Origin of the sequence: Sphingorhabdus arenilitoris (genome assembly GCF_042651485.1) — a bacterium.
Classification (GTDB): Bacteria; Pseudomonadota; Alphaproteobacteria; order Sphingomonadales; family Sphingomonadaceae; genus Sphingorhabdus_B; species Sphingorhabdus_B arenilitoris.
In genome coordinates this window covers 1,875,518-1,886,206 of the sequence record NZ_JBHSDH010000013.1, presented here as the reverse complement: position 1 = coordinate 1,886,206, position 10,689 = coordinate 1,875,518, and the positions used below count along the sequence as shown (strand labels likewise).

4 protein-coding genes are annotated in these 10,689 nt (G+C 57.5%); 2 read left to right on the top strand and 2 right to left on the bottom strand.

The window, feature by feature from the left end; translation table 11 throughout:
• Positions 1–112: 112 nt before the first annotated feature.
• Positions 113–2,374 (bottom strand): NADP-dependent malic enzyme, encoded by a 2,262-nt coding sequence (locus ACFOWX_RS13275; protein WP_381424902.1) that lies wholly within the window; start codon positions 2,372–2,374, stop codon positions 113–115.
• Between the two features lie 150 nt (positions 2,375–2,524).
• Here ACFOWX_RS13275 and mutS point away from each other — a divergent pair, with 150 nt between their 5' ends.
• Positions 2,525–5,161 carry a DNA mismatch repair protein MutS gene (gene mutS, locus ACFOWX_RS13270; RefSeq protein ID WP_381424900.1) on the top strand — a complete coding sequence of 879 codons (2,637 nt, stop codon included), beginning with the start codon at positions 2,525–2,527 and terminating at the stop codon, positions 5,159–5,161.
• 682 nt (positions 5,162–5,843) lie between these two features.
• Here the strand turns inward: mutS and ACFOWX_RS13265 are convergent.
• Positions 5,844–7,574 (bottom strand): alpha-amylase family glycosyl hydrolase, encoded by a 1,731-nt coding sequence (locus tag ACFOWX_RS13265; RefSeq protein WP_381424898.1) that lies wholly within the window; start codon positions 7,572–7,574, stop codon positions 5,844–5,846.
• Positions 7,575–7,776: 202 nt separating this feature from the next.
• Here ACFOWX_RS13265 and pulA point away from each other — a divergent pair, with 202 nt between their 5' ends.
• On the top strand, positions 7,777–10,416 hold the full coding sequence (gene pulA / locus ACFOWX_RS13260; RefSeq protein ID WP_381424895.1) for a pullulanase-type alpha-1,6-glucosidase: 2,640 nt from the start codon (positions 7,777–7,779) through the stop codon (positions 10,414–10,416).
• Positions 10,417–10,689: the final 273 nt, after the last annotated feature.

The window sequence follows — 10,689 nt, the reverse complement described above, 5'->3', positions numbered from 1 at the left end:
AAAATCAGTCAAATCAAAACGTCCCATTACCCAGTCTCCTTTCGCAAAAAGACTGAATCAGATATTACGCTTCTTGGGAATCCCTTTTATGAGTATGTGACCTAGTTTAGCATTATTCCACCACGCTGGCCGCAGCCAGAACCGCCAGGGTAACCAGCTCTGATGAACTTGACGCCATGGTGGCAATTTGCACCTGCCGCTCTAAGCCTAATAACATTGGCCCGATAATCCGATCACCACCCAGCTCCCGCAACAGCTTCGCGCTCAAATTGGCCGATTGCAAGCCGGGCATGATCAGGACATTGGCCGGTGCGGACAGGCGGCAAAAGGGATAGCGCGCCATCAAAGCGGGGTTCAGGGCAACGTCGGGCGGCATATCGCCTTCATATTCAAAATCGGGTTTGCGCTGATCCAGTATTGATACGGCCTCGCGGATATTATGGAGCCAGTTGCCGGGCGGGTTGCCAAATGTCGAATAGGATAAAAAGGCGACCCGCGGATCATGCCCCATGCGGCGTGCGACCATTGCGGTGCGTTCGGCTATATGGGCAAGGTCGCTCGCCTCTGGCCGTTCATTCACAGTGGTGTCGGCCATGAACACGGTGTGGGTTTTGCCGACCAGCACATGGATGCCAAAGGGGATTTGATCTTTTTTCGGATCAAGAACCCGGCGCAATTCCCGCATCGTTTGGGCAAAGGTGCGGGTGGTGCCGGTGATCATCGCATCGGCTTGATCCAATGCCAGCATACTGGCACCAAATATATTGCGGTCGCGGTTGACCATACGCTGTATATCGCGGCGCAAATATCCCCGCCGTTGCAGCCGGTCATACAGCCGCTCCACCATCGTATCGACCAGCGGGTTGGACACGCTATTATGGATTTCAAAGCTGTTCGGGTCGACGCCCAGCTCTTGTAATTTCTGCTTCACTCGTTCGTCGCGGCCGATCAGGACCGGAACGCCATAACCATCCTGCTTGAACTGAATTGCCGCGCGCAGGACGACATCCTCCTCGGCTTCGGCAAAGATGATGCGTTTTGGCTTGGCGCGGGCCGCATCATATACACGGGTGAGCACAGAGGTCGTCGGATTTTGCCGCGCACGAAGGGTCGCGCGGTAGGCGTCCATGTCGGCAATCGGCTTTTGCGCGACGCCTGAATCCATTGCCGCTTTTGCCACCGCGCTGGCAACAATTTCCATCAGACGCGGGTCAAATGGCGACGGGATGATGTAATCGCGGCCAAATTTATGCGCGAGCCCGCCATAAGCGGCGGCAACCTCTTCGGGCACGGTTTCCCGGGCCAGCTGCGCCAAGGCATGGGCAGCGGCGATCTTCATTTCTTCATTTATGCCGGTGGCCCGCACGTCCAATGCGCCGCGAAACAGGAACGGGAAGCACAGGACATTATTCACCTGATTGGGAAAATCGCTGCGCCCCGTCGCGATTATCGCATCCGGCCGCGCTTCACGCGCTACGGGCGGGGAAATTTCCGGATCGGGATTGGCCATGGCGAATATGATCGGTTGATCCGCCATATCCTTGACCATTTCGGGTTTCAGCGCATTTGCCGCTGATAGGCCTAGAAACACATCTGCGCCCTTAATGGCCTCGGCCAAGCTGCGGGTTTCGGTGGGCACCGCGTGGGCGGATTTCCATTGGTCCATGCCCTCGGTTCGGCCCTGATAGATTACACCGCTGCGGTCGCACATGATAACATTGCCATGCGGTACGCCCATCGCTTTGATGAGCGCAGTGCAGGCAATCGCTGCTGCACCGGCCCCGTTGCAGACGACCTTTATGTCTTTCAAACTCCGTCCGGTCAGTTCGCAGGCGTTAATCAGCCCAGCTGCTGCGATGATCGCGGTGCCATGCTGGTCATCATGGAAGACGGGGATATTCATCCGTTCGCGCAAAGTTTGTTCAATGACGAAACAATCGGGCGCGGCGATATCTTCCAAATTAATCCCGCCAAAGGTTGGTTCGAGCAATTCCACCGCGTCAATGAACCGGTCGGCATCCTCGGTTTTGACTTCAATATCGATCGAATCGACATCGGCAAAGCGTTTGAACAGCACCGCTTTACCTTCCATAACCGGTTTGGATGCCAATGCGCCCAGATTGCCCATACCCAATATCGCGGTACCATTGGAGATGACCGCGACAAGGTTCCCCTTGGCGGTATAATCATAAGCGGTGCTGGGATCATCGGCGATGGCCTGCACCGGGATGGCCACGCCAGGCGAATAGGCGAGCGACAAGTCGCGCTGAGTTGCCATCGGTTTCGTGGCGATAATTTCAATTTTGCCCGGTCGCCCCTGCGAATGAAAATCCAACGCCTCCTGTGGGGTAAATCTTACGTCGCTATCGTCCATGATCTGGCCTCTCTCGCTCTGTTATCGCCGCTTCCTGCCTTATGTCCTAGCTGTATCAGGCGGCATCGGCAATGCGCAAAAGAAGAAGCCGTTATCCGCAAAATGAAATGGGTTGGCATTCGGGTATAAGGTCCGCTAACGCTATCGGTCATGGCGGGTGCTGCGAAAAACTCAAAAGAAAAAAGCGCGGCAAACGGCCCGACGCCGATGATGGTGCAATATCTGGCGCTGAAAGAAAAGGCGCAGGATTGCTTGCTTTTCTACCGCATGGGCGATTTTTTTGAGCTGTTTTTCGAAGATGCCAAAATTGCCGCAGAAACGCTTGATATTGCGCTGACTTCGCGGGGGAGTCATGGGGGGGATCCGATACCGATGTGCGGGGTTCCGGTGCATAGTTCGGAGGCCTATCTGGCCAAATTGATTAAGGCCGGGCACCGCGTCGCGATTGCCGAGCAGACCGAAACGCCAGAGGAAGCCAAGGCGCGCGGCGGGTATAAAGCATTGGTTTCGCGTGATATTATCCGCTTTGTCACAGCAGGCACATTGACCGAGGATAGCTTGCTCGACAGCTGGGCGCAAAATATGCTCGCCTGCATCTGCGAGATTGGCGGCGAGGTTGGTATCGCCGCCGCCGACATTTCCACCGGCCATTTCGAAGTGGCCACTTTGGCCCCGAAGTTGATCGCCGCCGAACTTGCCCGCATCGGCCCCAGCGAGCTGATCGTGGCAGAGGGTTTTGCGCATCCGCCCGTAGGCGCCATTATCCGGCCCAAAGCGGATTTTGACAGCGCCAGCGGAGAGCAAGCACTCCGCGTCCACTTCGCGCTCGAGAGCCCGTCCGCAACCGCGCATCTCACGCGGGCCGAATGCGGCGCAGCGGGCGGCTTGCTCGCGTATCTTGCCCATGCCGGACAAGGCAAAATGCCTTTCCTAAAAATGCCGGTGCAGCGCAGCCACGCCGAACATATGCTGATCGACCGGGCGACCCGCGAAAGCCTGGAGATTACAGCGGGGCAGCGCGGCGGACGGGCTGGATCGTTGTTGCATGAGGCCGACCGGACGGTCACTGGTGCAGGCGCACGGATGCTGGCCGCCGATCTCGCCGCGCCGCTGATGGACCGGCAAGCGATTGAGGCGCGGCTTGAGTTGGTCCGCTGGTTTCATGATGCGCCCCTGCTGCGCGATGCGGTGCGCGCTGCATTGCGCCAAATGCCCGACATCGCCCGCGCACTGGGACGGATTGTGGCTGGACGGGGCAGCCCGCGCGATCTGGGCCAACTGCGCGACGGGCTGGATGCGGGCCGCGCTCTGCGCGAACGGCTCGGCGCGATGGAGGCCCGCCCCGCTTTGCTGGACCGGATATTGCCGGCGCTCGACGGCCATGGCGCGATGGTCGACAAGCTGATGCGCGCGCTGATTCCGCAGCCGCCAACCGAAGCATCGCAAGGCGGCTATATTGCCGAGGGATATGACGCCGCGCTCGACAGTTTGCGATTGGCGGGGCGCGACGCGCGCCAAGCGATAGCGGCAATGGAAGCCCGCTACCGCGAACAAACCGGCGTCGCCGCGCTCAAGATAAAACATAATGCGGTGCTGGGCTATTTTGTCGAGGTGCCGGCACGGCACGGCGATGCACTGCTGCGCGCCGATTCCGGTTTTACGCACCGGCAGACTATGGCAGGCGCGGTGCGGTTCAATTCGCCGGAATTGCATGAAGAAGCCATGCGGATCACGCAGGCGGGCGGCCATGCTATCGCCGCTGAAGCCGCGCATTTGGAAGAGATGTTGGAGGCGGCGATTGCACGCCGCGCAGCGATTGCGGCCAGCGCCGATACACTGGCGCGGATTGATGTGGCATCGGCGCTGGCCGAGCGGGCGGTACAAAGCGGCTGGTGCGCGCCCATATTTGACAGCGAACCCGTGATCGAAATTGAGGGCGGACGGCATCCCGTCGTGGAAAGCGCATTGTCAAAGGGTAGTGAGCGTTTCGTCGCCAATGATTGCGCTCTTGCCCCTGCCGACCGGTTGTGGCTGGTCAGCGGCCCCAATATGGGCGGCAAATCCACCTTTCTGCGGCAAAATGCACTCATCATCCTGTTGGCGCAAGCGGGCAGTTTTGTTCCGGCATCTTCGGCGCGGCTCGGCCTTGTCGACCGGCTATTCAGCCGGGTCGGCGCGTCGGATAATCTGGCGCAGGGGCAATCGACTTTCATGGTTGAAATGGTCGAAACCGCCGCAATTTTGGCGCAGGCCACCGAACGCAGCTTTGTGATATTGGACGAGGTGGGGCGCGGCACATCCACCTATGATGGACTGGCGCTCGCATGGGCGATTGTTGAGGCGATCCACGAAAATAACCGCTGCCGCTGTTTATTCGCGACCCATTATCATGAATTGACCCGGCTCACCGATAGCTTGGATGCGCTGTCGCTGCATCATGTCCGGGCCAAAGAATATAAGGGCGATTTGGTGCTGCTGCATGAGGTTGGTCCCGGACCCGCCGATCGCAGTTACGGTATCGCGGTGGCGAAACTGGCGGGCATATCGCCGCACGTGCTGGCCCGGGCGAAGGATGTGTTGGACCGGCTGGAAAAAGGCCGCGCGCAAACCGGCGGGATCGCCGCGGGGCTGGGCGATTTGCCGTTATTCAGCGCCGCACTCGACGCCGCCGAGGCAAAGGTTGATAGCCTGCGTGAAAAATTGACCGACCTCGACATCGACGCGCTCAGCCCGCGCGATGCGCTCGACCTGCTCTACGACCTGAAAAAACTCGCAGGTGAGGGGTGAGGTATTTTTTGGATGATAATAACGTCATCCTGAATTTATTTCAGGATGCATAGGGGCTGCCGAGATTCGATAAGCAGCGACTGTCCAAAACACAAACGCGTCACCCTCGCGCAGGCGGGGGTCCATCTCCCGAGGCCGAATTTTGAGCCAGGATCGCATCTTAAACCAATGGCTTAGGTGGTGGCCCCCCGCCTGCGCGGGGGTGACAGAAGGTTTGTATTTGCGTTATTTATATAGCGTGCTTCAACAACGCATAGAGCACAGAACATTATGTATCCTGAAACAAGTTCAGGATGACGGTTTGCGTGAATGGTTTGCGCAGCGAGGCAACTTTGCGTTGGTGGTTTTTAGTGTGTGCTGACAGCCTCTGCGGTCTCTGCGAAACTCTGCGAGCTCTGCGCGAACCCATTTAATCACACGAAGCCACAAAGAGGAACCATGGAGCTCGCACAACCCACTCGTCACCCCCGCGAAGGCGGGGGTCCAGCTCCCGAGGGCGAATTTTGAGCCAGGATCGCATCTTAAACCAATGGCTTAGGTGGTGGCCCCCCGCCTGCGCGGGGGTGACGGAGGGTTTGTAGTTGCGTTATTTATAAGGTGCGCTTCAACAAGGCATAGAGCACAGAACAATATGTATCCTGAAACAAGTTCAGGATGACGGCGGTTGGTTGAGGCAGCTGTTTTATTGCACTGCTTTTGCCAATTGCGCCGCCTGTGCCATTATGTCTTTATTCACCAGCGGCGTATTTTTCACAAATACGCGCACGCCATGCGCAGGAACCTCAGCCGAAAAGCTGGTTTGATCGGCGGCAACAGTCAATTTTTCGCCCGTAAAAGCATCGCGCCATTGGCCCGGTTCAACCATATCATCGAGCGTCACATATTTCGCCGCATCACCTTTATTGAGCATAACCAGGGCAATTTCATTCACCCCATCCTTTTGGTAAATGCGATAAAAATTGGCAAATTGACCGCTAAAGTCGACATTCAGCTGCACGCCCTTTTGCAACGAGACGAGCGCTTTGCGCAGATTGGCAATTTTCATCATATTTTGCCGGATCGGATGATTGCGCCCGGCGTCAATGCGTTCCTGCCCATAATAGTTGCGATTGCCAAAATGCTCGGCGGTACCGCGCATAAAGCCGGTTTCCGATCCGTAATAAATCGCCGGAATCCCGCGCGAGGTAAATAGCCAGTTATTGACGTCGATAAAGCCCTCATCGCTGGCATTCAGCCGCGACATATCGTGATTGTCGTAGAATGTGACCAATTCATAAGGATTGCGATACACTTTGTCGGTCAGATGCAGGTAGGATTGCAACTCGGAATAATTGCTATTCGGATTTTCAAACACCTCTTTCATCGCCGCGCGGCCGGGGAAATCGAGCACGCTAAAGCCGCCATTTTCGGGCTGCGTATGTTCGCCCAGAAAATTGGCATCGAAGGAAAAGCTTTCCCCAAACATGAAAATATCGGGCCGTTTGGCACGGATACGGTCGCCTAGTTTTTTCCAGAAATAATGCGGCTGTTCCTTGAATGTGTCGATGCGCAGCGCATAGACCCCCTGATCGAGCCATTGTTCATAGCTGCCCATCAAATAATCCATGACATCGGGATTATCGGGATCCAGATCGGACAGCGTAGCAAGGCCGGGCGTCCGGTTGAAAAAGCGGTGCAGCGGGTTATTGGGATCAAGCTTTTCAGGATGCAGATTTTGGTGGTCGGCAACCAGCCGTCCCTCGCCATCATATAATTTGCCAAATTCCGGCTGGCTGACCGGCATGGTGTAGGAGGGCGAGCCGTGATTGGCGACAATGTCGAGTATATATTTCAAGCCATGTTTGTCGCGCAATTCTTTCGTGAAATCCTGAAACTGCAATCCCGGTGAGGGCAGATGTTCGTCCACCTTGTAGAAATTCACCGCCCAATATCCATGATAGCCGGTTTTGCCGCCATCCTGGTACCCGGAACCGAATTTCACCTCTTCACTGCCTGAATAGGCGGCATCGGGATTGTCCACAATCGGCGTGGTCCACAGCGCGGTGAAGCCCATTTCGGCGATATAATCAGCATTGTCGACGATGCCCTTAAAATCGCCGCCTAAATAACCGATATTGTCATATTGGCCGTCCGGCCCGGGCAAATTGCGGTCGAAGGTTTTGAAATTCGGTTTGCCTTGATCCACCTGATTATTGCTGGGGTCGCCATCGACAAAACGGTCGGTAAGCAGGAAATATATGGCTTCGGAGGCAAAGGCATTGTCGGTGCCATAGATCGCCGGGGCCGCGGTTGCAGCGGCGGGTGCCGACGCGCTGGCCGGAGCGGCGTTATTGGGCGCGGCGCAGCCCGCAAGGCCCGCCGCTGCAAGGCCAAGAGCGATAATGCATGATACAGATAGCCGGTTTTTGGTCATAATGCGTTTTTACGAGCCCAAAAAGGCTCTCCTCCAATTGAGCCATAGCCTATCGCGGCGCGGCGGCCGCCCGCAAGGCAAAAGACGGGCACATAAAATGAATTCGTATGCGAAGCATTGCGTAACGCCGGTCATTGCGAAATAGCACAAGGCATAAGAGAGCGAGCGACACAATACAGCGACCGGGAAAGAGGGACAGCGCATGAATTTCAGCATATTTTGGCGGGCGGCATTTGCCCTGCTTTTCTGTCTCTATATTCCGGCACTATCGGCGCAGGACAGCGCGCCTGCCGTTCCGGCGCAAGCCGCAGCCGAGGCGCATTGGCTGTCGCGCGATATGATCGCTTGGAATGCGCCCAAAGGCTCTGACCTCATACTGCTGAGCGATGGTGAGGCGGCAGCGCCGCTGGTCGCCGCAGGGCAAGTGGATGGCGATCTGGCCGCTGCGTACCCGCATCTGCGCGGGATTTCCCTGTGGCGGATCCATGATGGCAGCAGGGACAGGGTGCGCCGCTGGTTGAAGGGGCGGGTGGATATTCGCGCGCAGGATGACGCCGCGCAGGAGTTACAGCGGACATCCTTGCAAATAGGCGGGGTGCTCGACGACCTCTATGCCAATGACGCCGCTTTGGGCGCGCGTTTTGATGGCGCGAAGCTGCATATCGCGCTTTGGGCGCCCACGGCGCAGGCGGTGAAGCTGCATCTGTTTGATGGTCCTGGCGACGCGGCCCGTGCGGTGTTGCCGATGACTGAGGACGCAGCGACCGGCGTATGGCATCTGGACGGCGCGGCGGATTGGAAGGGCAAATATTATCTCTATGAAGTGCGGGTTTTCGTCCCTGAAACCGGCCGCGTTGAGACCAATATGGTCACCGATCCCTATGCGCTGAGCCTGTCGGCGGATAGTAAACGGACGCATATTGCCGACCTGAATGATCCCGCGTTGATGCCTGCCGGATGGGATAAGATGCGCCGCGCATTGCCCGAAGCGCCCGAAGACCGCGTGCTTTATGAACTCCACGTCCGCGATTTTTCCATCAGCGATGCGAGCGTGGCGGAGGAACATCGGGGCGGTTATTTGGCCTTCACCGATGCCGCCGGTAACGGGATGCGCCATTTGCGCAGCTTGGCCGAGGCGGGGCTGAGCGATGTGCATCTGCTGCCCACGTATGACTGCGCAACCATCCCTGAAACCCCGGCGGAAAGGCTGTCCCCGCCCGACCTGTCCGGCTTTGCCCCCAATAGCGAGCAGCAGCAGGCGGAGATTGCCAAGGTCAAGGAACGCGACGGCTTTAACTGGTGCTACGATCCGCTGCATTATATGACGCCCGAAGGTTCCTATAGCAGCGATGCGGACGCCGCCGCCCGGATATTGGAGTTTCGGCGCATGGTGATGGCCTTGTCCGATGCAGGGCTTGGCACGATCGTCGACGTGGTCTTCAATCATATGATGGCATCGGGCCAAGCGCCGCTGTCGGTGGTCGACCGGATTGTGCCGGGCTATTATCACCGGCTTGATGATAAAGGCGCGGTCGCCCGCAGCACCTGCTGCGCCAACACCGCGACTGAACGGCGGATGATGGAAAAGCTGATGATTGATGCGCTCACCGTTTGGGCGCGGGATTATAAAGTCTCGGGCTTTCGCTTTGACCTGATGGGTCATCACAGCCGGGAGAATATCTTGAAGGCCCGCGATACGCTGCGCCGTTTGACCTTGCAACAGGACGGCGTCGATGGCCGCAACCTGTATCTATATGGCGAAGGATGGAATTTTGGGGAGGTCGCCAATAATGCCCGTTTTGTGCAAGCCAGCCAGATGAATATGGGGCAGGGCACAGGCATCGGCACATTTAACGACCGCATCCGCGACGCGATACGCGGCGGCGGTGTCGGTGATAAGGGTAGCGACAGCGTGCGCAAACAAGGTTTTGCCAACGGCCTGTTCACTGCGCCCAACGCTATGAATAAAGCCGATGACGCCGCGCGCAAAGAAGCCTTGCGGATCGCGGATCACATCCGGGTGGGATTGGCGGGCAGCATTGGTGATTTCACCTTCACCACCGCCGACGGTATGGTGCGAAAGGCCAAAGATGTCAGTTATAATGGCAGCGCCGCAGGCTATGCCAGCGACCCGCAGGAGATTATCAACTATGCCGAGGCGCATGATAATCAAACCTTCTTTGATATCAGCGCGCTGAAACTGCCGCGCGATACGAGCCCGGCGGACCGGGTGCGTTGGCAAAATATCGCTTCGTCCATCGTCCTCTTGTCGCAAGGCGTGCCGTTCCTCCATGCGGGGCAGGAATTGCTGCGTTCCAAATCGCTCGACCATAATAGTTATAATAGCGGCGACTGGTTCAACCTGCTGGATTATAGCAAAGCGCAAAATGGATGGGGCCGGGGATTGCCGCACCGCGCCGATAATGAAGCCGAATGGCCGGTTGCCCGCGACCTGCTATCTGACCAGCGCCTGCATATGGGACCGGCGGATATTGCCCGTGCCAGCGACCATGTCCGCGAAATGCTGCATATCCGAAAGTCATCACCGCTGTTTCGGCTGCGCAGCGGCGCAGAGGTGATCGAAAATATCCGCTTTGACAATGTCGGGCCGGACCAGATTCCCGGGCTGATCGTCATGCGGCTGGGCACCGCCAGAGCCGAGGAGATGATTGTCGTCATCAACACGGCCCCGCAAACGCAAAGCGTTCCGGTGACGGGCCGCTATAAATTGCATGATATTTTGCGCCGGTCGAGCGATCCGGTGGTGCGCAAGGCGCGGATGAAACGGGGCCAGCTAGTCACGCCCCCGCTGACCACGGCGGTTTTTGTAAAGGCGAGATGACGGCTTAACCACGTTCCTGACCGTTATTCTGAATAGGTTTGGCATAGCTGCGGGCTGGCGAGATTCAAAAACTAGCCAATGTCCAAAACACAAACGCGTCACCCCCGCGAAGGCGGGGGTCCATCACCTACGCTATCGGTTTGAGCTGCGACTCCGGCTCAAAATTCGGCATCAGGAGATGGGCCCCCGCCTACGCGGGGGTGACGGAGACAATGTATTTGCAGCATTTATAAGGTGAGTTTCAATAAACTAGTGCGCAGAGCATTATGTATC